22 protein-coding genes and 1 pseudogene are annotated in these 23,856 nt (G+C 38.9%); 11 read left to right on the top strand and 12 right to left on the bottom strand.

Annotated elements, in window-relative coordinates; genetic code table 11:
• Positions 1–190 precede the first annotated feature (190 nt).
• The 5 genes from N5852_RS00975 to dnaQ all read left to right on the top strand — a co-directional run bounded on the left by N5852_RS00975 (position 191) and on the right by dnaQ (position 6,010).
• Positions 191–3,073, top strand: coding sequence for a TonB-dependent receptor (locus tag N5852_RS00975; protein WP_262098515.1), 2,883 nt, complete (start codon positions 191–193; stop codon positions 3,071–3,073).
• A gap of 192 nt (positions 3,074–3,265) precedes the next feature.
• Positions 3,266–3,859: a Maf-like protein gene (locus N5852_RS00970; protein WP_262098514.1), complete on the top strand. Its 594-nt coding sequence runs from the start codon at positions 3,266–3,268 to the stop codon at positions 3,857–3,859.
• The gene (locus N5852_RS00965) at positions 3,852–4,703 is read left to right on the top strand and encodes a shikimate dehydrogenase (protein WP_262098513.1); all 852 of its coding nucleotides are present in this window, start codon (positions 3,852–3,854) and stop codon (positions 4,701–4,703) included. The genes N5852_RS00970 and N5852_RS00965 overlap by 8 nt, the downstream gene beginning before the upstream one ends.
• Before the next feature lie 4 nt (positions 4,704–4,707).
• Positions 4,708–5,307, top strand: coding sequence for a dephospho-CoA kinase (gene coaE, locus N5852_RS00960; protein ID WP_262098512.1), 600 nt, complete (start codon positions 4,708–4,710; stop codon positions 5,305–5,307).
• Positions 5,300–6,010, top strand: coding sequence for a DNA polymerase III subunit epsilon (dnaQ, locus tag N5852_RS00955; protein WP_262098511.1), 711 nt, complete (start codon positions 5,300–5,302; stop codon positions 6,008–6,010). The genes coaE and dnaQ overlap by 8 nt, the downstream gene beginning before the upstream one ends.
• Positions 6,011–6,084: 74 nt before the next feature.
• Here the strand turns inward: dnaQ and N5852_RS00950 are convergent, their stop codons facing one another.
• Positions 6,085–6,384, bottom strand: a complete 300-nt coding sequence (locus tag N5852_RS00950; RefSeq protein WP_262098510.1) for a hypothetical protein — start codon at positions 6,382–6,384, stop codon at positions 6,085–6,087.
• A gap of 576 nt (positions 6,385–6,960) precedes the next feature.
• Here N5852_RS00950 and N5852_RS00945 point away from each other — a divergent pair.
• A complete protein-coding gene (locus tag N5852_RS00945) occupies positions 6,961–7,161 on the top strand; it encodes a SlyX family protein (protein ID WP_262098509.1) in 201 nt (66 codons plus the stop codon).
• 8 nt (positions 7,162–7,169) lie between these two features.
• Here N5852_RS00945 and N5852_RS00940 read toward each other — a convergent pair whose 3' ends face one another.
• A complete protein-coding gene (locus N5852_RS00940; RefSeq protein ID WP_262098508.1) occupies positions 7,170–8,498 on the bottom strand; it encodes an NAD(P)H-dependent oxidoreductase in 1,329 nt (442 codons plus the stop codon).
• Between the two features lie 195 nt (positions 8,499–8,693).
• Between N5852_RS00940 and N5852_RS00935 the strand changes: the two genes are divergently transcribed.
• Together N5852_RS00935 and N5852_RS00930 are read left to right on the top strand one after the other, a co-directional pair.
• On the top strand, positions 8,694–8,954 hold the full coding sequence (locus N5852_RS00935; protein ID WP_262098507.1) for a hypothetical protein: 261 nt from the start codon (positions 8,694–8,696) through the stop codon (positions 8,952–8,954).
• A 35-nt stretch (positions 8,955–8,989) separates the two neighbouring features.
• A complete protein-coding gene (locus N5852_RS00930; RefSeq protein ID WP_262098506.1) occupies positions 8,990–10,108 on the top strand; it encodes a hypothetical protein in 1,119 nt (372 codons plus the stop codon).
• 59 nt (positions 10,109–10,167) lie between these two features.
• Here N5852_RS00930 and N5852_RS00925 read toward each other — a convergent pair whose 3' ends face one another.
• The gene (locus tag N5852_RS00925) at positions 10,168–10,539 is read right to left on the bottom strand and encodes a TIGR02300 family protein (protein WP_262098504.1); all 372 of its coding nucleotides are present in this window, start codon (positions 10,537–10,539) and stop codon (positions 10,168–10,170) included.
• Between the two features lie 385 nt (positions 10,540–10,924).
• Here N5852_RS00925 and aroA point away from each other — a divergent pair, with 385 nt between their 5' ends.
• From aroA to rpsA, 3 genes are all read left to right on the top strand, one after another.
• A complete protein-coding gene (aroA, locus tag N5852_RS00920; RefSeq protein WP_262098503.1) occupies positions 10,925–12,268 on the top strand; it encodes a 3-phosphoshikimate 1-carboxyvinyltransferase in 1,344 nt (447 codons plus the stop codon).
• Complete coding sequence (cmk, locus tag N5852_RS00915; RefSeq protein ID WP_262098501.1) at positions 12,259–12,909, top strand: (d)CMP kinase; 651 nt, start codon at positions 12,259–12,261, stop codon at positions 12,907–12,909. The genes aroA and cmk overlap by 10 nt, the downstream gene beginning before the upstream one ends.
• A gap of 180 nt (positions 12,910–13,089) precedes the next feature.
• On the top strand, positions 13,090–14,790 hold the full coding sequence (gene rpsA, locus N5852_RS00910; protein WP_182418152.1) for a 30S ribosomal protein S1: 1,701 nt from the start codon (positions 13,090–13,092) through the stop codon (positions 14,788–14,790).
• A gap of 108 nt (positions 14,791–14,898) precedes the next feature.
• Here the strand turns inward: rpsA and N5852_RS00905 are convergent.
• From N5852_RS00905 to N5852_RS00865, 9 genes and pseudogenes are all read right to left on the bottom strand, one after another.
• Positions 14,899–15,657: pseudogene (locus tag N5852_RS00905) on the bottom strand (IS5 family transposase).
• A gap of 749 nt (positions 15,658–16,406) precedes the next feature.
• Positions 16,407–16,811, bottom strand: coding sequence for a DUF4150 domain-containing protein (locus N5852_RS00900; protein ID WP_262098500.1), 405 nt, complete (start codon positions 16,809–16,811; stop codon positions 16,407–16,409).
• Between the two features lie 9 nt (positions 16,812–16,820).
• Positions 16,821–17,879: a DUF2169 family type VI secretion system accessory protein gene (locus N5852_RS00895; RefSeq protein ID WP_262098499.1), complete on the bottom strand. Its 1,059-nt coding sequence runs from the start codon at positions 17,877–17,879 to the stop codon at positions 16,821–16,823.
• 22 nt (positions 17,880–17,901) lie between these two features.
• Positions 17,902–18,321 carry an antitoxin YezG family protein gene (locus tag N5852_RS00890; RefSeq protein WP_262098498.1) on the bottom strand — a complete coding sequence of 140 codons (420 nt, stop codon included), beginning with the start codon at positions 18,319–18,321 and terminating at the stop codon, positions 17,902–17,904.
• A gap of 11 nt (positions 18,322–18,332) precedes the next feature.
• Complete coding sequence (locus N5852_RS00885; RefSeq protein ID WP_262098497.1) at positions 18,333–19,754, bottom strand: DNA/RNA non-specific endonuclease; 1,422 nt, start codon at positions 19,752–19,754, stop codon at positions 18,333–18,335.
• Positions 19,755–19,769: 15 nt separating this feature from the next.
• Positions 19,770–20,126, bottom strand: coding sequence for a hypothetical protein (locus tag N5852_RS00880; protein WP_262098496.1), 357 nt, complete (start codon positions 20,124–20,126; stop codon positions 19,770–19,772).
• 7 nt (positions 20,127–20,133) lie between these two features.
• The gene (locus tag N5852_RS00875) at positions 20,134–22,461 is read right to left on the bottom strand and encodes a type VI secretion system Vgr family protein (RefSeq protein WP_315973226.1); all 2,328 of its coding nucleotides are present in this window, start codon (positions 22,459–22,461) and stop codon (positions 20,134–20,136) included.
• A gap of 160 nt (positions 22,462–22,621) precedes the next feature.
• Positions 22,622–22,750, bottom strand: a complete 129-nt coding sequence (locus tag N5852_RS00870) for a hypothetical protein (protein WP_262098495.1) — start codon at positions 22,748–22,750, stop codon at positions 22,622–22,624.
• A 28-nt stretch (positions 22,751–22,778) separates the two neighbouring features.
• Positions 22,779–23,294 (bottom strand): Hcp family type VI secretion system effector, encoded by a 516-nt coding sequence (locus tag N5852_RS00865; protein ID WP_262098477.1) that lies wholly within the window; start codon positions 23,292–23,294, stop codon positions 22,779–22,781.
• Between the last annotated feature and the right edge of the window lie 562 nt (positions 23,295–23,856).

The following is a 23,856-nucleotide window of genomic DNA, read 5'->3' as shown; positions in this document are numbered from 1 at the left end:
CAGTTTTGCCGCTGAAAAGTAGCAAAAGGCATGGCGATATTTAGGTGAATTTTTAACATATCAAAAATTTTTTAACATTATTGCGGTTTTAAACCGCAATGAAGACATGTGGGATAGTGTTCACGAAAAATAAAATTTTTGGCGCGTTAAAAACTTATGGTTTTATAGAAACATGAAGAGGGACAGGTTCGTGATTTCAAGTTTTAAGACTTTTTTATCGGTAGCGGGGGTTTCAACAATTGCTTTATTGGCAACCATGCCATTCGCCCCGTCGGCTTTGGCGCAGCAGACACAGCAAGGAAATATTTATAATTTTAATATTCCATCAAAGCCGCTATTATCGGCGTTAAGTAGTTTTACCAATCTTACAGGAATACAAGTTATTCATGAAAATGGGGGAGCTATCCAAGGAAATTCAGTTGCGGTAAATGGCCGACAATCAGCTGATGAAGCTTTAGCCACGATGTTATCGGGTAGTAATATTCAATATCGTTTTATTAATGCCCGCACCATTAGCCTTTATAATAGCCCTGCATCAGAAAGTGCTTCTAATATTAGTAGTGACGAAAATAGTTTAAGTCCAGTTATTATTAGGGGGGGTAGCCGTGCTGCTGATATGTTTATTGCCCCAAAATCAACGGTTTATGTGACGGGTGATGACCTTGATCGCTTTGGTAGTGTGTCGGTTGCCGATAGTTTAAAAGGCATTCCAGGGGTGCAAGTTGGCGATAGTCGAAATGGTGGCGCTCTTGATGTTAATATTCGTGGTATTCAAGGGCAGAGTCGTATTGCAATTACCATTGATGGATCACAACAAGCATTAAATGTTTATCGCGGCTATGCTGGTACACAACAGCGTAGTTATATTGATCAAGATCTTATTAGCGATATGATTATCACGAAAGGCCCCGGGTTTAACCCTGCAACGGCTAGTGCTATTGGTGGCACAATTGAGATAAATACTTTAAAAGCTGATGATATTATTTTACCCGGTAATAATATAGGTTTTCGATTAAAGGGTGAATTATGGAATAACGGTGTTTCTATTCCCAATCGTTCGGATAATATTTTTTCAAGTAGCCAACTCTCTCAAACTCCCGAAACATCGCGTAATGGTATTATTAATTCAGCGGCTAAATCTGGTAGTGTTGCATTTGCTTATGCCAATGACAATTTCAGTATAGTTACGGCTTACGCAAAGCGCGAACAAGGAAATTATTTTGCTGGTAAATACGGCCGCGATAGGTATCGGATGTTCAGTGAAAGTGGAACAGAACAAGCTTCAGTTGCCACTAATTATGAAGAAGGCAACGAAATTCTAAATACTTCGGTGAGTACCGAAAGCTTTCTTTTAAAAACGGGTTTTAATATTAGTGATAATCAAACATTAGAATTAAGTTATCGCCGTTTTGATGGCAGTTTTGGCGAAATTATGCCATCTGATATTTTCCGTTTTGGTACTGGTAATATTTATCAATATCCCGAAGGAACAATGCTTATCAACAGTGCAACAGCACGGTATAATTTTAATCCTGATTCAGATTTAATTAATTTAAAGGCCAATTTATGGTGGACGGGCTCCAAAAGCAGTCAGTTAAATGGTGTTAACGGGCCAGCATCGCAAAAATTTATGACCGATCGTAATTGGGTTCGGATGGAAAATAAGCGTATTGGTGTTGATATATCCAATGAATCAAAATTCAATACCCAAATCGGCGAATTTGATCTAACTTTGGCGGGCGCTTATCAGCATGAAGATATTAGACCACAAAAAGGCGTCGTTATTACCCAAAATGATATTTTTCAAAATCGTATTTTGCGAAATGGTGTGAGAGAAGAAACCAATATTTCGGCAAAACTTGATTATAAACCGGTTGAACAATTATCAATTTGGGGCGCGGGTCGTTTTAGCTTTTATCGCTCGCGCGATAAAAATGGCTATTCTAAAGCAATTACCGAAGATCTTTACGGCAGTTGGGTAGAGGTCAATAATGCGTCAACTTATGGTTACATGTATTGGGTCGCAGACGAAAATGGCAATTTTACCGATGCGAATGATCCGCGTCTAAATAATGGTATTGTCTTTAAAGATACCAATAATCCATTTGATGGTATTCGCTATAATGATTATGGCGCAACTAGTACCTATGTTTATGGGCCCAGTATAACACCAACAGTAACTGGTTTTGAAATTAGCAAGCCATTGCATTTAAAAGATAATGCATTTTCTCCATCCGTTGGCTTTAATTATGAAATTGTGCCCGACACATTTGTTTATGCAAATTATACACAAGGCGTGCGCTTACCTTCACTTTTTGAAACGACCTATGGTACTAATCAACTTAGCCCAACAGATCAATTAAAGCCCGAGCGGTCAAAAAGCTTTGAAATTGGCGCTTCTAAAACCATAAATAGTTTTATTACTACCGGCGATACGGCGTCGGCAAAAATCACTTATTTTAATAATAATGTGAAGGATTTTATCACTCGTTTTTATGATCCGCAATCAAATGGCATGATGTATTTTAGAAATGCAGATAATTATAAGACTAGTGGTATAGAATTTCAGTCGCATTATGATAGTGGTCGTTTCTTTGGCGATTTATCGGCAACTTATTATTTAAATACTGAAACATGTGATGCTGATTTTGCCGCTTATTTGCGCAAAACTGCTAATATTTGGCAAGAAACAGAAAATACACCCAATTGCACTAAGGGCGGTTTTATGGGCGCTTACACTAATGCGCAAAACCCACCCAAATATGCAATTAATTTATTAACCGGTATGCGCTTTTTTGATGAAAAATGGGTGATTGGCAGCCGCGTTAGCTATACATCTGGGCCAACGGCGGAAATCACTGAGCCTTGGCAAACTTCGGCAACTACACCGCAAATCATTTACCAACCGGTGACTGTTGTTGATATTTTCACCAGCTTTAAGTTAAATAAGCATGCAAGTTTTAATGCGTCAGTTCAAAACTTGACTGACCGTTACTATCTTGATCCTTTGGCACAAAGTTTCATGCCCGCACCGGGTAGAACATTCCGTTTAGGATTAAATGCTAAGTTTTAATGTTATAAAACTAGTTACATTATCAATAACAAACAGTGTATTTTTTTAAATGCAAAATACACTGTTTTTAAAATTAGCATTATTAAATCGGTCCTATCTTTAGATATTTTAATTGTTTTGCAAAAAGATAATCGTTAAAGATTAAATCTGTTGGCACAAGTCGCCTAATGTTTAATTCCTTAGTGGTTTTTCATGACAGATAATCTTATTTTAGCATCTCTTAGTCCATTTCGTGCAGGTCTTTTAAAAAATGCCGGCCTTTCCATTGCTATTGAGGGTGCACAGCTTGATGAACGTGTGGTTGAGCGGGACATAGGTGCGGTTAGCCCTAAAAAATTGGCTGAAATTTTGAGCCTTGCCAAAGCGTGTGATGTTTCAAAGCGCTTTCCTAATGCGCTTGTTATTGGCTGCGATCAAACATTAGAACTTGATGGTGATGTTATCCATAAGCCAAAAGACATGGAAGAAGCACGGCGGCGGTTAATGGCGATGTCGGGCAAGGTCCATCATCTTCATAGTGGTATTGTTTTGGTAAAAAACCAAGAAATAATTTGGAGTAGCGTTGAAACAGCTAACATGCATGTGCGCATTTTAGAGCCAAGTTTTATTGGCTATTATCTGGAGCGGGTTGGCAATAAGGTGCTGTCAAGTGTTGGTGCTTATCAAATTGAGGGAGAAGGTATTCAATTATTTGATAAGATTGATGGCGATTATTTTACCATTATTGGTTTGCCGCTTATTCCATTATTAAATAAATTACGCCAATTGGGGATTATAAATGCGTGAATTTTCAAAGGCTTTCGTCACCGGCTATCCTATTAAACATTCGCGGTCACCGCAAATCCATCGCCATTGGCTTAAATTTCATGAAATAGAAGGCAGCTATGATCCGATTGAGATTGCGCCTGATAATTTCAAAATTTTTATTGAAAATTTACGGCAAAGCGGTTTTAGCGGCGGTAATGTTACTATTCCCCATAAGGAAATGGCTCATGATTTGGTAGATCGACGTGATGATTTAGCCAATGAAATTGGGGCGGCTAATACCTTATGGTTTGAAGGTGATGTGCTTTGGGGATCAAATAGCGATTCCTATGGTTTTGCCAAAAATCTTGATGATTTCGTCGATGATTGGGCGGGAGATTGCGCATTGGTGATTGGTGCTGGTGGTGCCAGCCGCGCAATTATCCATGCCTTGCGAGAGCGCGGATTTAAAAAGATTATGTTAAGTAATCGCACAAAATCGCGGGCAGAAAATTTAATGGTGCATTTTAATAATGATGTCGATGTGATTGATTGGCAAGATATGAACGATCATGTGCAAGCGGCAGATCTCATCGTTAATACTACCTCCTTGGGACTTGAAAATCATCAACAAGATGCAAATGTGATGCCTATCGACTTTAAACGAGCGCGCCGCGATGTTATTATTAATGATATTGTTTATACGCCGCTTAATACACCTTTTTTGAAGGCTGCTGCGCAAGAAGGGCTTAAAACCGTTGATGGTATTGGTATGTTATTGCATCAAGCAATTCCCGGATTTGAGCGCTGGTTTGGTGTAAAGCCAAGCGTCACATCAGAATTACGGGCGAGCATCTTGCAATCAATGGGTGAAAAAGACAGGTAATTGCATGATTATTTTGGGGTTAACTGGTTCTATCGGCATGGGAAAAAGTACAACCGCTGCCTTTTTTAAAAAATATGGCATTGCGGTTTATAGTTCCGATGAGGCAGTGCATCAGCTTTACCTTGAAGAACCTGCATTAAGTCTTATTGAAGAAGCTTTCCCCAATACAGTGATTAATGGTGAGGTTTCGCGGCAAAATCTATCATCTTACGTGGTTGGCAATAGCGATAATTTGAAAAAACTTGAAGCAATTATTCATCCGCTAGTGCGTAAAAAAGAGCAAGATTTTATAAAATTACATCAAGATAATCGCGAAAAACTAGTTGTGCTTGATATTCCATTGCTTTTTGAAACAGGTGGTGAAAGCCGTGTTGATAAAATTGCTGTTGTTAGTGCGCCGTATGATATACAAAGAACTCGTGTTCTTGCCCGTGAAAATATGAGTGAGGAAAAATTTGCCGCCATTTTAAATCGTCAAATGCCTGATAGTGAAAAACGCGCTCGCGCTGATTTTATCATTGATAGCAGCCAAGGTTTAATTGCAGCAGAACAAGCGGTACAAAATATTATAAAGACCCTAACGGAAAATACAAAAAATGCGTGAGATTATATTTGATACGGAAACCACAGGTCTTGATAAGACCAGCGACAGGGTGATTGAAATTGGTTGCGTTGAAATGGAAAACCGATTTTTGACCGGACGCACATTCCATGTCTATCTTAATCCGCAAGGTAAGGCTGTTCATCCAGATGCTTTGGCCGTGCATGGTATTTCCAATGAAATGCTGGCAGATAAGCCTAAATTTAGTGATATTGTTGATGAATTTTTGGCCTTTTGCGATGGCGCAAAATTGGTAGCCCATAATGCGATGTTCGATCTTGGTTTTATTAATGCTGAATTGGATCGTATCGGCCAATTGCCGATTAGTGTTGACCGTATTATTGATACGCTTGCCTTGGCGCGGCGTAAACACCCAATGGGCCCCAATTCGCTGGATGCGCTTTGTAAGCGTTATGGTATTGAAAATAGTCACCGCACATTGCATGGCGCATTGCTCGACTCTGAAATTTTGGCAGATGTCTATATTGAACTCATCGGTGGTAAACAGGGTGCTTTGGGGCTTGCTGCTGACAATAAAAGTAGCAATGCGAGCAAAAGCAATAAAGACCAAAATGTTATTACTCTTCCACCGCGGCCAAAATTTTTAGCGCCCTTATTAACCGATGACGAAAAAGCCGCCCATATGGCATTGCTTGAAAAAATTGGGCCTAAGGCTCTTTGGTATGCCAAAACCGAAGATAATTGATAAAAAATAATGCTTTTAAAAAGCCCTTTTGGATTCGTCAAAAGGGCTTTTGCTATAGCAGCAATTTATTTGCATTAGGATTGTTGGTTTGCAGGCGAACCGTCACCAAAATGAGGTAAATTATCCATGATGGAATTTGTATGCTCAATTGGTGAGTTCATATGGCGGCCAATATAATAATTATCTTCAATGGAATGGTCACCGCGATAGAACCTAGCGGGATTTTTTACATTGTCTGCAACTGGTGCAGTGACGTGTTGGCCAGTAATATAGCTATTTTCACGGCTACCATCACCAAAGGCTCTGCTACCAGCAAAGGCACTTGTTGCAGTTAAACTTAAAACAGTTGCAGTGATAAAGATAAGTTTTTTCATTTTTTTCTCCATTTTATCAATGCTGATATTTGCAAACTTAATTTTTTAAGATTTGTATTTTTATTGATCAGCTTGTTTTACTTAAAATCTGTCTTGGTTTTTTTGTTAAATATTTAGAGCGTTTTCCGAAAAGTGTGAAGCGGTTTTCGGACAAAAAATGCGGTGTAAACAATGGATTAGAGCGCCGATCTGATCCAATCAGATCGAAATGCGCTCTAAGCAAAACTGATGTGCTATATTTGATCCTTTAATTGAGGTTTAGCAAGTCACGAGCGCGTGTGTGCTTTCACAGGTTTGTGAAAATAATTAAATTATATCAATGGTTTGCTTTCGAAATTTATCAAAGTACCAAGTTTAGAGCGCATTTTGATCTGAATGGATCAGATCGGCGCTCTAATCCATTGTTTACACCGCGTTTTTGGTCGAAAAACCGCTTCATACTTTTTTTAAAAACGCTCTAATGTGATATTTATGCTCAATACTGATAATTTATTTGAGTTGTAAATTATTGATTGGATGGGCTTTTTAATGATAAGTGTTCACTTAATGAAATTTTTACTAAGGCACCAAAAAATAATGGAAAAAGATATAATTGCTCTGCAATGCCGAATTACCGAGCAAGAAAAGATGATTGATGATTTATCAACCACATTGACCGAGCAATGGAAGATCATTGATGCCATGCAAAGGAAGCTCGATCGTTTGACCGAGCGTTTTTTAAATGTTGAAGAGCAAATACAGCCCTCTATTCCTATTACACGGCCGCCGCATTACTAGTTTTTATATTAACTTAAAGCACCGCTTTTTAAAAGGTCATCTTGGCGTTTGCGTAATTTTGCAATCCACTGGTCTTCGCGTATAGTTGCGTTTTTATGGGTTATCAATTCACCTTGCTTAATTGGTGCAGTGACGCTTGCGCCTTCTAACAGACCGCAAGGAATTGCATGGTTTTTCTTGGCATCATCCATGGTCATAATATAAGCGCGATAGGTATAAAGACCAATAAAATCAAGCTTGTCACCCGGCATTAGGTCTTTTTTAGCGACAGCACAAACTTCCGCAACTGGGCGCGGTAAAGGCACCATATCGGCTTTGTCATAAAGCATGACGCGGGCGCAAGTAAGGGGCACTTCCATAGCGGTTAAATGATAGGGGCGATGAAAAGTAAAATAAGGCCCCTCGCCCACTTTTAAATCTCGCAAGCGTTCATGAATACGTGGATGGTCCATTTTAGCCACAACAAAAACCCCGGGTGAAACGCCTTGGCCGATACTGTAATCAACTACACCGCTTTTTTGCAAAATACCGCCATCGCTTTTTGGAATAAGCACGTTGCTTAGTTCCTTTACGCTGGCTTTGGGGCCGTGCATGCCCGCACAATCAGGCACAAGGCCAGTTGCATTAGCAATGGCTGCCATTTCCACCATGGTTTTAGAGCCATCAATAAATTCAACCAGCATTCGCACATTCATATCTCGACGAGAAGCTTCTTCTTCATAATCATCGGGAATAGCATCAAATTTTAAGGGATTATTTTTGCCCTTACCTGCGGCGACAATTGGATGGCCAAGGGCGGACACAAATTCGATAAGCTCCATGCAAGATGATGGCTCATCACCAGCGCCCAAACTATAAATCAAGCCACGCTTATCGGCTTCATATTTCAAATAGGGGCCAATTGTTACATCCGCTTCAACATTCATCATCACAAGATGCTTGTTGTTTTCCAATGTTTTAATGCCAATTTCAGCCCCTGCTTCAGGATAGCCAGTAGCATCAACAACAATATCAATAAGCTCGTTATTCAACATTAAATCAAGATCACCGGTCGCTGCGGTAAGTCCTGCTTCAATTGCCGCGCTCATAGCAGCGTTATTTTCAACTTCTTTCGCGTGACCTTTTTCTTGCCAAGCAATTTCAGCGGCTTGTATAACTTTTGATGGCGTGCGTGTTGCAACAGCTGCTACTTCAATACCATCCATTTGCGCGACGCCAGCTAAAAGATCGGTGCCCATTTCTCCACAACCAACAAGACCAATGCGGATAGGCTTGCCCGTTTTGGCGTGTTCTTTAAGATCACGGGCAAGACCGGTTAAGGCAACATTGCTGGTCATTTTGTAACTCCATGCGCTTTATTATATTTATAGAGGCGAACTTTGGCGGCCAATATTTTCAATTAACCCTTATTAGCACTATTATGGCAATATTAAACAAAGAAATGCATGATTTATAGCAATTTTTATTCCCATATGTCTTTGACATGGGATATAAATTGCGCAGCATTAAATAAGCTAACTTGGGGGAGTAGATTGGATCAGCTACAAAAATCCTTTATGCCAATTCTAGCAATAGTTTTAGGCATATTTTTGTTTCATAACTATTTAACAATATTTGGAAGTATCGCAGATAATAAGCACGCATTTTCTATTCCCCTTGATATAGAAATATGGCAAATTCCAGCGCCGCTTTTCTTTGTTGTTATACTTATCGGTGCTGTTGTTTTAGTCTCTATCTCTGATTACTATTACCGCAAAGCTATTTTAGTTTTTAATGCATTTTTTTGCTATTAATGTCACTAGTTATTTTTGTAATAGTGGAAGGATTGGTGCCGTTAACCATTGCATCAATCATTATCAATTTAGCGAAAATCACTATTTTTGCATTTTATTGTGACGAGCTTGCAGTTTCTTTATCTTATCTCATTGAGACTAGTGATAAGGGATATCGCGCTTTTAGTGTAAGTTTCATCCTAACCGCCATTTATTTAAATTTTTTTCAATTTTTGTTACTCCTATTACTCATCACATCGCTTTTGGGGGTACGTCTCGTATTTAATCGCTATGCTATCAATTTGCATAAATTTCAATTAAAGCGGGTTTTATGTTTTAATCTTCTGCTTGATATTATTTATGCTTTACTATTCTTAGGCATTCCAATTTATTCACAAAAAATTATTACAATAATTTTTGAAGATGTTTCCATTTGGCTTTTCTGTGTAATTTTATCAGCTATCTTGGTTGTTCTACGCATATTCTGCTTAAAAAAGCCAGATAGGGTCAATAACAGTAATCTTATCTCTTTGGCTAAAATTGCGCCCATAGATTTAACCAAAAAAATAAATCACGTTTTGGCTTTTATAGGTCTTGCCCAATTTTTATTTCTATTACCTTTGTTTAGTTTGATAATCTTGTTATATAGTAACAATCTTTCCCAAGATTTTTTGTTTTCTGTGTCTTTTGGTTCTTCAAGTTTGATTTTGATAATTTCAACTCTTGGCTTTGCAAGATGGTCTGATGTTATTGGTCGAAAACCAGTTATAAGGTACAGTTTTTGGGTGACTTTTATTTTTATTATTTTAGTTTGCATTTTAAATTTAGTTATTGCGACGAATAGTGATTATTCTATTGTCATCGTGCTATTGGGTGTATGGGTTATTTTAGCTGGCTCGGTGTTAAGTACAGTCCCATTGGTTCTACTGGTTGAGAATTGCTTTGCAAAATGGCGTGGAACAGTCGTTACTTTGATGATTGTAATATTTACATGCGGTATTTTTTTACCCGACTGGTCAGAATATATTGAATTTATTATTTCTTTACCTAAATCGCCATACTGGGTTTGGGGGTTGGTTCTCGGCTTTTTGTGTAGTTTAGCAATTGCCTTCATTTCCGTGGGCAAGATAAAAGAAACAGCTTTCACAAAAACGCAAAATCTGGGCATGATATAAAAATGCCCAGCTATAAAATACAGCTGGGCATTATAAATTAAATAGTTAATTAAGCTATCTTAGATGTCGTCTTCATCATTAACGCCGCCAACAATAATGCCAGCAACATCATCATCTTCGTCATCATCGTCATCGGCCAAGAATGTGTCATCGTCATCGCCAAGATCAACATCATCATCGCCAAGATCTGGCAGATCGTCATCTTTGTCATCATCATCAAGTGAGATGAATTCTGGCTTTTCGAGAGCTGTATCAAGGCCTTCTTCTTCAGTTTCTTCTTCTTCACCCTTAGCTTCAGCTGATGCTTCGAAATAAGAAAGGGGATAAGAAATTCCGGTATAAGGCGAAACAATAGGATCACGATTAAGATCGTAAAATTTCTTGCCTGTTTCAGGATCGATGCGTTTGGTGCCTAATTCAGGTTTTGCCATAAGCAAGCCTCTTAAAAGTTAAAGGGAACAATTTGTGTTGTATTTAGTGTATCACAAGCACAAAAAAACCCAGACTGCAATAATTTTACCAAAGCTTGTTTGTTTTTTTCAAATAAGCCAATTGATTTTGCCTTTTTGGCAAAGAGTTGGCTGTTGGTTAAGCGCAATTTTGATAATTTGTCAAAGATAAAAAATGATATTTTTATTATTCACAACAATGTTGGTAACCCTTATTAGATAAACTAACGCTTTTAATGGTAGATTGCCTATAAATGCCTATCGCTATTTAAATTTGTGAACGTCTTTTTAAGCATTGCACTCAGCAGTTAAAATAGCTAACTTGCGCATTATTCTGTTTTCACTTCAATATAAAGCTTAAAACATCATGTCTTCAGATCTTAAACCTGTGCCAATGGTTTCCAATCAATGTCGTGCCCTTAAGGGTGAAGTGCATATTCCTGGCGATAAATCCATTTCGCATCGCTCTTTTATGTTTGGCGCGCTTGCTAGCGGCGAAACGCGTATTACTGGGCTTTTGGAAGGCGAAGATGTTTTAAATACCGGTAAAGCTTTTGCCGCTATGGGGGCGCAAATTAGGCATGAAGGTGATGAATGGATCATTCATGGCACAGGCAATGGCGCATTATTAGAGCCGCAACAACCTTTAGATTTTGGCAATGCCGGTACGGGCGCACGCCTTACTATGGGGTTGGTTGGCACTTATGACATGAAAACAAGTTTCATTGGTGATGCTTCCTTAAGTCGCCGGCCAATGGGACGCGTGCTTGATCCGCTACGCCTCATGGGGGTGCAAGTGGAAGCAAGTGAAGGCGATAAAATGCCTTTGACATTGATTGGCCCCAAAACCGCTAATCCCATTACCTATCGTGTACCTATGGCATCGGCACAGGTAAAATCGGCCGTTCTTCTTGCAGGGCTTAATACTCCGGGCATTACAACAGTGATCGAGCCAGTGATGACCCGCGACCATACGGAAAAAATGTTGCGTGGTTTTGGTGCTGATCTTGAGGTAGAAATTGCCGATAATGGTGAGCGGATTATTCGCCTAGCAGGGCAAGGCAAATTAACCGGCCAAACCATAAATGTACCGGGCGACCCCTCTTCTGCGGCTTTTCCCATTGTTGCAGCATTAATTGTTCCGGGTTCTGATATTATCATTCGCAATGTTTTGATGAATCCAACCAGAACTGGACTTATCACCACATTGTTGGAAATGGGCGCTAATATTGAATTAATGAATGAACGGCAAACCGGCGGTGAAGATGTTGCAGATTTGCGTGTGCGCTCGTCTGATTTGCGCGGCGTTACGGTTCCAGCTGAACGTGCACCATCGATGATTGACGAATATCCAGTTTTAAGCATCGCCGCTTCTTTTGCACAAGGGCGAACAATTATGCCGGGCTTAGAAGAATTGCGGGTTAAGGAATCTGATCGCCTTGCGGCGGTTGCTGCTGGTCTAAAAGCCAATAATGTTGTTTGCGAAGAGGGTGAAGATTATTTAATTGTTGCGGGCGTACCAGAAGGCAAAGGCCTTGGCGGCGGCAAAGTTGCAACTCATCTTGACCACCGTATCGCCATGAGCTTTCTTGTAATGGGCTGCGCTAGCCAAAAGCCAGTAAGTGTTGATGATAGCACAATGATTGCCACAAGTTTCCCTGAATTTATGACACTTATGGGCAATCTTGGAGCGGATTTAGAATGTCAGTAAATAACAATACAGAAAAAACCTTGATCATTGCCATTGATGGACCGGCAGCTTCTGGTAAGGGAACGCTGGCGCGAATGATTGCCGAGCATTATCAATTACCACATTTGGATACGGGGCTTACTTATCGCGCCGTTGCCCATAAAATGCTGGAAGATAATTTACCCCTTGATGATGAAGAAACGGTGATTAAAACTGCTGAAAGCGTTGACTTTTCAAAAATGGATAGGGCTATTTTATCGAATCACTTGATCGGTGAAGCTGCATCAAAAATAGCGGTTTTTCCAAAATTACGCCGTGCTTTGGTTAATGCACAGCGTCAATTTGCAAAAAATGGTGCTGGTGCTGTGCTTGATGGCCGTGATATTGGCACGGTCGTTTGCCCTGATGCAACGGTCAAATTTTTTGTAACTGCCTTGGTTGAAGTGCGAGCAAAGCGGCGTTTTGATGAGATAGTTGCGCGTGGTGGCAGCGCAGATTTGACCCAAATTGAAACGGATCTTATTGAGCGTGATGCCCGTGATAGCAATAGAGCTGAGGGGCCACTTAAACAAGCGCAAGATGCCTACTTGCTAGATACAACAAAATTGAGTATAGAAACAGCGTTTGTAACAGCATGCCAAGTGATTGATACATCATTATAGTTATTTCTTTTTAAGAAAAATTTTATGGTTTCTTATCTGGCTAGCTCATACGCAAATTTTCCATGGTAGATCCTGCGCCGGTATCCATTTTATGGATCAAAGGATTTTTGCCATATTTGTTCAACACCAACCCCCGGCGCCTTGTGCTTTGAAATATCTAAAGCACATTCAGGAGTTTTTATGTCACTATCCAATCCAAGCACCGAAGATTTTGAAGCCCTATTAGCTGAATCTTTCCAAAAACAAGACCTTGCAGAAGGTAATGTTGTTAAGGGCCGCATCATCGCCATTGAAAAAGATATGGCTATCATTGATGCAGGTCTTAAAGTTGAAGGCCGTATTCCTTTGAAGGAATTTGGCTTAAAAGCTAAAGATGGCTCATTAAAGCCAGGCGATGAAGTAGAAGTTTACGTAGAGCGTATTGAAAACGCCATGGGTGAAGCTGTTCTTTCGCGCGAAAAAGCGCGCCGTGAAGAAAGCTGGATCCGTTTGGAAGAAAAATTCAATGCTGGTCAGCGCGTTGATGGTACAATCTTCAGTCAAGTTAAGGGTGGTTTCACCGTTGATCTTGATGGTGCGGTTGCCTTCTTGCCACGCAGCCAAGTTGACATTCGCCCAATCCGCGATGTTACACCTTTGATGCACAACCCACAGCCATTTGAAATCTTGAAAATGGATCGTCGTCGCGGCAATATCGTCGTGTCACGCCGTACCGTTCTTGAAGAAAGCCGTGCAGAACAACGCTCTGAAATCGTTCAGAACCTTGAAGAAGGTCAGGTTGTTGATGGTGTGGTCAAGAATATCACCGATTACGGTGCATTCGTTGATCTTGGTGGCATTGATGGCTTGTTGCATGTGACCGACATGGCATGGCGCCGTGTTAACCATCCTTCAGAAATCCTCACCATTGGCCAAACTGTTAAGGTACAGATTATCCGTATCAACCAAGATACTCATCGTATTTCACTCGGCATGAAGCAGCTTGAAAGCGATCCTTGGGATGGCATTGGTGCAAAATATCCAGTTGGCAAAAAGATCTCTGGCGCTGTTACCAACATCACTGATTACGGTGCATTTGTTGAAATCGAACCAGGTATTGAAGGTCTTATCCACGTTTCAGAAATGAGCTGGACCAAGAAAAACGTACATCCAGGTAAAATCCTTTCAACTTCGCAGGAAGTTGAAGTGGTTGTGTTGGAAGTTGATCCTGTTAAGCGTCGTATTTCACTTGGCCTCAAGCAAACTCTTGAAAACCCATGGAACGCATTTGCTGACAAATTCCCTGTTGGTACAATCGTTGAAGGCGAAGTTAAGAACAAGACTGAATTTGGTCTCTTCATCGGCCTTGAAGGCGATGTTGATGGCATGGTTCACCTTTCTGATCTTGATTGGAACCGTCCAGGCGAACAAGTTATCGAAGAATTCTCAAAGGGTGACACTGTAAAGGCTGTTGTTCTTGATGTTGATGTTGAGAAAGAACGTATTTCTCTTGGCATTAAACAGCTTTCTGAAGATAAAGTTGGCGAAGCTGCTGCTTCTGGCGATCTTCGTAAGAATGCCGTTGTAACTTGTGAAGTTACTGGCGTTCAAGAAACTGGTCTTGATGTGAAGCTTGTTGATCATGATCTTGATGCTTTCATTCGTCGTGCAGACCTTGCTCGTGACCGTGAAGAACAACGTCCAGAACGCTTCAGCGTTGGTCAGAAAATCGATGCTCGTGTAACAGCATTTGATAAGAAGACCCGTAAGATTTCAGTATCTATCAAGGCTCTTGAAATTGCTGAAGAAAAAGAAGCTGTTGCTCAATATGGTTCAGCAGATTCTGGTGCTTCTCTTGGCGATATTCTTGGCGCAGCTCTTAAGAAGCAAGACCAAGACTAATCCTTGCTTTACATAAATTTAAGAAAACCCGCTTTTTAGCGGGTTTTTTTGTGACATTAGATTTGAAGTTTATGTCGTGACGGCAGGTCGGTTTATGGGCAGGACTCATTAATTAAAATAGAAGATGACGGCCGCAGCGATACATATCGGTGAAAAGAAAGTATGAGCACATCTGTCAAATCTTGTAGCTATAGGCCGGCCAATCTTTGAGTTTTGCAAACAAGTTTTCAATTTTATGACGTAATTTGTAGATTGTTTTGTCAAAGAAGATAATTGTTGTTTTACCCTTTCGGGGAGGAATGCAAGGCTGGATGTTTCTGTCAAGCAAGGCTTGCCTAAACCAATCTGTGTCAATACCTTTATCAGCAATGAGTTCTTGCGCATCAGGCAAAACAGGTAACAAAAGAGCTGCACCTTTGTGGTCACTCATCTCACCTTACGATAATAACAGGCATATCGGCTTTCCATCTTTATCGCAGACTGTATGGAGTTTTGAATTCCGCCCTCCTTTAATGCGTCCGATACTGCGGGTAACATCCCCTTTTTAAGCAGGCTGGCTGCTGTGCGGTGTGCCTTAAGGTGGGTTGCATCAATGATAATATGCTGAGGTTTTGGATCTTCCCCAGAGAGCACTGCAAAGATACGATCAAACACACCCAATCGCCTCTAGCGAAAAAGGCAGTTATAAAGTGTTTTATGTAGGCCATAATCCTTAGGAGCATCTTTCCATTGCAAGCTATGCTTGATAACATAGTCAATCCCACTGATAATGCGCATATCACCAACACGTGCTACCCCATGGGACAATGGAAAATAAAGCGATATCCGCGCCATCTGACCTTCCCTCAATAAAAATAAATCACTCATTGGTTATCTCCGTAACACAAATGAATCATAAATTAGCTAAAATGGGAATCCCCAAAATTAATAGCCCCTGAGCTTAGTTTTAAAGCTTTAATGTCATTATTAAATATATTTGGCCGCAATTAGCCACAATTAGCCACAATTTTTGATTGTTCAAAAAAGTATAATTAAATATTGATGCGTGATGCATGGCGCTGATGAACTCAAAATTAGTTTCGTTGATGGTAGCATTTTTTACTTATCAAAGCAAATTTCTCAAAAATGTTCCTAGTGCATCACACCTAGTGACAAGACTAGCCTCATGGTTGTAAAGTCGTTTCTATTGCCTTCTGCATTGATTATAGAGCGTATTTCAGGAAAGAAACAGGCACAAAGCTTAGAAATAGCACAATTGCGTTTTTGAAGTGTAATTTTAAGAATGATTTTTAATAAAATTAAGCTGCAGAAAAACATCTATTCATTATCAAAATTAACTTTTCTCAAAAACGTTATTTTTTTAATTCAAATCTATTCGTGTTGCGGGAGGTAAGAAGCTACCACTTAGTTTAGGAATACCAATACCCGTTATCATTTCGACGGTTATAGCTCCTCCTTTGTCCGCTGCTAGCCCATCTAAGGTACTGGCTCCAGTTTCCCCTTTACTTCCTGTCGAACTTTAGGCTGTGATAACCGTTCCCTTATCGCTTCCAGTCCCTGTTGTAATTACAACATCTTCACCTTTATGGAAAACAAAATTTGGTTAATTTTTAAAGTTATTTATCATAGTACATAATTTTTCCAATGGTATTTGAAGGCCCGTCTGGTCCATTACAATTCATTTCAAAAATGCAATCGTGCTGTATTACCTGCTTACCATTTACATAAAAATTAGATTTATTTGATTGCGGGCGACACCATCCTCTATTAACTCCAGAAATAATCCCCCCCTTTACACCAGGTTCATTGCCTATAACTTTATTGGTTCGGCTATCCATTGTAAAAGCTTGTTCGCCGCCAAATGTAACATTCTCTATTGTCTTTTTACTCCAATTTAATTTTGAAAAAATCATATAAGGAATTGGAACTATTGCTCCTGCAACAGGCGTAAGACAAACACAAGGAGAAAGACAACTAATCATATTTGTTTCAGAAGTAAATCTTAATGCATCTTGTGTCATTTTCTGTCCTCAAATATTCGGATTAATAATTCTTGAGATATTAATATTAATATTTTCTATTTCTTCGTAATAAGAAAATATTTTTCTCCATGTTATAGTCATACTGTGTTTAATAAAATTATCTGATGAAATATCACAATATACTGTATCTAAGTTCATTTTTTCAATTTGAATATTTACATTATTCTTTATTTTTATTGCACAAATTAATTGAACGCCAGGTAAACAGAAAGAATATTCTTGCTTTTCATGAAACATTCCGTAAGCGGTTATAGTTTCGTTTCCTTTTAAATAAGGTGTTATTTGTAATACTGTTGGAGCTGCATTCCAATAATTAAAGTCAAAATCCTCTGGAACTAAAGGATGCCGTTGTTGCTGCCATTTTTGATCAAACGTTCCAGCTAAATTAAGACGAGGATACCACCCCTTGGCAATGGGAGAAATTCCACATACAACAAGTTCGTCACCTGGTTTATAATTATTAAGTTCTGCAAAAATTCCGATTTGTGGAGCAAAGATAGGATTATCTTGATTTAAAATAAAATTGCTTAACAAACCCGTACCAACGGGGTTATATCGACAATAATTTTGTTCGTGCTCAGAACAAGCTATAGTGCCTCCAAAAGCATATTCATATTGTAAAGGAATTTCTGTTATTGGCTCAATCTCTGATAGTTGCCAACTTCTACCTAAAGGGGTTTGGTTGCTTGAGATTACACGTTTTCCAAAAACAGAAAATTGATAAAATAACAAATCATCAATTTTTATTCCAACCTGCCAATATTTACATTGTTCATTGTTAGGCGAACGAGCGATAGCATTAAACATAATGTCTGTTTTAGGCTTAAATGGTGCCAATTCACTTTCATATTTTAGTGAACTAGTCCCAATATCTCCCCAATATATATCATCAAATATAAAACTATTCTGCTCCTCCTTTAATAAAGCAAAATGATTTTCATTAATGTGGAAATCAGCTTTTACGATAAGAACACCAAATTCTTTTCCGTCCTTATCCCAATGCTGAAAAAAAATCCTAGGAATGGCGTATTTACATATAATATCCATATTTTCCTACAGCAAAAAATTATTAAGGTTGTATTTCTAATGCTTCTGGAAAAATATCACCAAGTAATATTTCATATTGTTTATCTAAGTTATTTGGACCAATTGACCATTTTTTTAAATCATCAAATTCAAATAACATTTTTAATTGGCGATCACTTTTACGGATAGCCGCCTTACATTTTAGCCACGGTTTATCACCGTCCACGCGAGTGATATCTCTAAAATTTTCAAACAAATTTAATATGTCAAGCAATTCATCTCCAAAACTGTAACTTATGTATTTCTTTTTAAAATACAAAGCTATATCTCCACTTCCTTCAGTAAAAACATAGACACCATAATCCCATTCATCTTCATTACCCGACATTCTAAAAGCACTTTGTTTAGCACTTCTAAACATAATAGCACCTATATCGTTTACAATATCATTTTCAATTGTCATAAATTTATACCTTACTTCATAGGGGTAAAATTACCTTTGTTATCCGTTCTGAACATAACACGATTAAAGCTTGCATGTTCATCATTCGTTATATTAATAACTTTTTTTCTAACACTAACCCATTCTTTCGGATTGAGTTTATCTCTTTCAAAAACCTCATACTCTCCATAAAATTTCTTTGGTCTTTCAGCTCCTGGTGGATCTGTTTTTATTACATACTTTATCTCTATATCTTTATTATTACGTCTACCATACTTTAGCCAATCACCCCATTCATTTTCCATCATTTTAAAGGCGCTACGATTTGTTTTAACATGCTGCGGAGCAATACTTTCATCAGGTGAATCTTTAAAATATCGATGCGCGGTTAAATGTCCACCATCGTCATTACCATCACCAAACTCTTTACCAATTTTTGTTGCATTATCATTTCTTTTACCACCTCCAAAATCTTCTCTTATTGTAGCTTTAACTTCTATAGGACGTTTACTAACTGGATGATATTTAATATCTGCAACGTTTTTTCCTTTTACCAAAGTAGTTTTCTTAAAATCTGGTTTAGAATGTTGTCGTTTTGAAATATCATCAATTGGACTTGCACCGCCTAATTTTTCTTCATTAATTAGTTTTTTGAGACTAGGATCTAAATTAACATCATCAATAGATATTTCTTTTAGAACTTTATCTAATTGATGGCTATGCGGTTTATCTGGAATAGCTTTAATAATAACACGTGTAACTGTTCGACCAACTCTTTGTCCAATAAAACGTAAACCTTTAAGAGCTGCGGCTACAGCTGCTCCAGCGCCAGCTAAAGCGACCGATATACCAATATCAAGTGCCGTTTCTGCTACGAAAAAAACAACATCTATTTTCAAACGATTAATCGCTATTAATAATCCTTCAGTCTCATAAATTTTCCAAAAATCTTCCCACCATTTTTTTAATGAATTCCAAAGTGAGTATATGAAATCTTTTACTATTTGGCTTATTACTTGATTAGCTTCATGATTTGTTCGCCCAGCATCCTCAAGTTGTTTTTTTGTACCTTCAAGACCAAATAAATCAGAAATTAGCCAAGAGATTGCTAGGTATCCATCGCCTTCTCCCCCTACAGTTTCAAAATAAACTGTATTTTTATCAGCTTCTGTAATTTTTATAGTCTTTATATAATCTTCTATCGCTTTCATAACCGCATCACGAAGATCTTTTTGCTCTTTCTCTGTTCCAATAACACCCGCGAGAAGGCCTATAACGTGAAGCATGGCCTGATATTCTTTCAAGCGCTCTAAAAAATATTGTTGTTTATCTTTTTCAGCGTGAAGCAAAAATTCATTAAAAGTCATGTCAACATTATTACGGCCTTTAAATATGCGTTTAGCTTCGTTTAAAAGACTAATAGGCTTTTGTTGTACTGGTGCAGTTTCGCTCATTTTAAAATACCAGTTCTAATCAAAAAAAGCGGGGGACACAAAAAAATCTCTTAGATTTTTCATGGTATATTGCGAAAGATCCTCTTTTGTCTTTGCAACATCACCCATTACTCCTGTACCTAAACCTAGCTTTTTTAGCTCTTTTGCCATTTTGGTACAGATTTCAGTAATATCGTTTTTCACTATGCCTTTGCGCGAAAGGTTCATCAAAGTGACAGTATAAATACGTTGCTTCTGTGGTGCACCTTCCATATCCTGAGTATCACTAAGTTTTTTTAAACCTGTTTCTTTAAAAAACTTTTCACGCATACGATCTCTATAAACTTTTCTTTTTCGACCACGAGTAACCCAAGCTTCATCATCAAAATACATTGCGACCTCAATTAATTTTTACTTCTTTTGAATTAGCTCTAATAATATCATTTCCATCTATTAGGATTTTAGTTCCCTGTAATGATATAACACCATCTTCAGTCATTAATATTTTGGATTTACCACAAACAATTTCATATTGTTTACCAACCACAGTAACTTTATTTTGGCCTACTTCCTCATATGCTCCAATACCGACAGTAACATTATGAATCCCTCCAACTACAACTTGATAACCGCCCCCTACAGTTGTAGCTTTACCTGCTCCAACTATTTCAGTTGATGAAAGCATGACAGTTTCTGCTTTATTTTTTGCTACTCCAATAATCATATTACCTTCTCCCATGTTTAAAGCATCTGGAAGTCCAAGTTTATCAGCTAAGTCACCTATTTTAGAAGTTAAAGCTTTAAATTTTTTAGTAAAAAAGCTTTGTATTTTATTAGGTCCAACCATTAGGGTCATATTACCACTAATAACCTCATGATGATTATTGCCAACGACAATAGATTTATTATTACCGATGGATTCAAATTGATTGTTATCTATACGTTTTGATCGATTATTCTCTATGTGAACCTCTTGATCTTTTTGACCATGGATATAAATTTTTTCTCTTCCTGCATCATCTTCAAACGATAGCTCGTTAAAGCCCTCTCCTTTATGCGTATTAGACCGTATAACCATCTTGGTCTTATCTTTAGGCAGATTGTACGGTGGTTTGTTGATTGCATGATATGTCCGCCCAGTAATGATCGGCTGATCTGGATCACCCTCTAAAAAATCTACAATCACCTCATGGCCAATACGTGGTAGTACCATTCCACCATATTTGCCACCACCCCATATTTGACTCACCCTTACCCAGCATGATGAATCGATTGTTTCCGGAGATTTATCATTTTGATCCGGTGATGGCTTTGATTTAAAAGTTTTGCGTCTATCCCATGGGAAGTGGACCTTGACGCGGCCATATTCATCGGTGTGGATTTCTTCGCCCTCTGGCCCCACAACCGTTGCTATCTGTGGGCCATCGATGAGTGGCTTGTTGGTTTGCGGGGCGCGGTAAGGCAAATGCGAGGGTTGAACGGCAAAGGCATTGGCATAGACGGTGGCGTTATCTGATCCATTATTGTTGCCGGCAATGGCTAGCCCCATACGGCGGTTTAAGCTCTGGGTGAGCAAGTTAGGGCTTTGCGATGAGGTCGTGCCAAAACTAAGGCCTGACAGCGTTGTACCATGCAAACCAGGCGCCACAATGCCGGTATCAGCCATGCCTATCCCTTGTGCATCCTCGCCCCATGCTTGCGGCTGCACACCCTCATGACGAATGGTGAGCAAACGCCATTTCTGGTTTAACCGATCATCAGGATGCTCAAACAATGTAATTGCATGGCCGGTAAGCAAATGCGGTGCATTGGAAACACCATAGCCAAGTGACGCATCAACACGGGTTGCTTCTAGCTTATAACGGGTGAAGGCTTTACCGGCACTATCCTTCTTATAGCGACCTGGATAATCATAAAGCTCATAATCATGCTTTTCGCCATTGGGGTTTGCGGTCTTTTCCTTATGCTCCTGATTATAAACTGGGTTCTTGAAGGTATAATCGCGCTGCACAACGGTTGTGGCGCGCAATTTCTCCCGATAGGAAAGCGATGAGCAAAATAGTCCTTTGACGGAGCCTGATGAGAGAGAATTATATTCAATCTCTTTTAAGCCTGGGCAATCATGTAAAACATTGGGCTTATCGGAGATGATAAGCTTTAAAATCCCTTCCTTGTCATGCTCAAAGTAATAGAAAATGCCTTCTTCAGCCAAAATACGTTCAACAAAGCCAAGATGGCTTTCGCGATATTGCACGCAATATTCACGCGCATCATGAGAGCTTTTATCAATATCCCATGTAACATTGTCAATGCCATGCTTGGAGAATATCTCTTGTACAATGTCGTCAACTTTCTTGGTCTGGAAGATACAGCAATCAGAACCATGATCCAAACGATAAAGACTTGGCATAAGCACAAGACGATAGGCGGTACGGTGATGACCTCTGTCACCGCGCTCAGCTTCCACCACAACGCCGGAAAAGTGACGCAAAGTGTCCATATATTTATGATGCACGGTTAAAGTGCCAGGACTATCAAGCAAGGCTTGCAAATCAATATTATCATCACTGCTTGACAGCATGACTTCAATCTTCGTCATGCCAAAGATTGCTTCATCGACCGCAAAGGCAGTGACGACAAAGGTATCATTAGGCGCTTCCTTCATCCAATAGCTAAAGGCAATATCTTGATCTTGAAATTGTTTTGGCAATATTGGCATAGCGTTCATAGATATTCTCCGGATGATAAAGTAAAAGCAGGACTATTCAGAATTAGAAACAAGGCCCAAAGAGCCAAGTCTTCACTTCAATGAGGCAAAAAAATAAACACCGCCCCATTGTCTTTATTTAAAAAATATTATTTAATTTTATAAAGCCTTAAGTACATAGCTAATGGTTTAACAGCATCGGTATGGATATGCCCCGCAAAGCCATACCGATGCTTGTTCCCTCATTCATAGCTCTGATCTTATCAATGAGGGAGGTAAGCAAAGTGAAGCGTTTATTTTTAAACCCCATATAAACGCTTCATTCCTTGCCTAATGGCTTAAACCTTAGGCGCACGCCAGTCGTCAGCACCTGAAGTACCAGCAACAGCATGTTCCCATTCAATCTTACGATAGCTGAGTGATACAGTTACCAACTGGGTAAAGTCTGCATTTTTTGCATCTTGGCAATGCGGCATGTTGCAATCAATATCAACAATGATCGCATCGGTAAGCTTGGTGGTGAAGAAATGTTCTTGCTTACCAGATGTATTGGTACGATACCATTTTACTTCACAAGTGCTGAGCATCTCGCCTGAAGTAAGCGCATTATAAAGCAAAGGTGTTGCTTTGCTCAAAGCTGCTGTGAACTTGAAAGGCTTATGAACGCGCTGACCTGAAGGCTGACCTGATTGTGGATCACGAGGAATGGTTACAACATGGTCAATGGCCTGAACGAGGATTTCGTCTTCATGGCCTTCTTGCCAGATATTGCCGATTGAATCTTCAGAAGCTGCTCCTTGAGTGATTGGGCCCTGTGTTGTACCTTCGATTTTAATATAGGCTGGTGTTGGCATTTCTTTATCCTTTTATATAAACAAACAAACTTACATTTTAAAAACTGACGGCACTTTACCCCCGATTGAGAGCTTAAAATGATGATAGCCAACAGTCCTGTGAGCAAAGAAAGTTCAAAAGAGAAATGAAAACCCTTGCCCACACCAAATATGAAGCAAGTTTCATGCCAATTTAGCGCAAATACAAAAATAAAAAGACAAGTAATTGAAAATAAAAATGAAAATAAATTATTACGTCCAAACATGTAATACTTAGAATATACTAATAACTGCAAAAAATTGCAGTCCAAATTAACAAAAATCAGATAAAGCCGCACCTAACCATAAGAAAAGAAACAGAAAAATACCGGACTGCAAAAATTTGCAGTTGACTGCAATTTCTTGCAGTTATTAGAGTGTTAATAATATTCTAATAAAAAAAATCCTTGATAATTATCAAATTTTAAATCTTATTATATTGTACTTTTAATAAATTATAATATTAGTATTTTCTAAAATTATTTTTATAGTTGACTAGTTAGATGTATTAAATATAGAGTGCTTTCACTTGCTATATCATATT

The sequence above is a fragment of the Bartonella sp. HY328 genome, assembly GCF_025449335.1.
Taxonomy (GTDB): Bacteria; Pseudomonadota; Alphaproteobacteria; order Rhizobiales; family Rhizobiaceae; genus HY038.
This window is presented reverse-complemented; position numbering and strand designations above follow the sequence as displayed.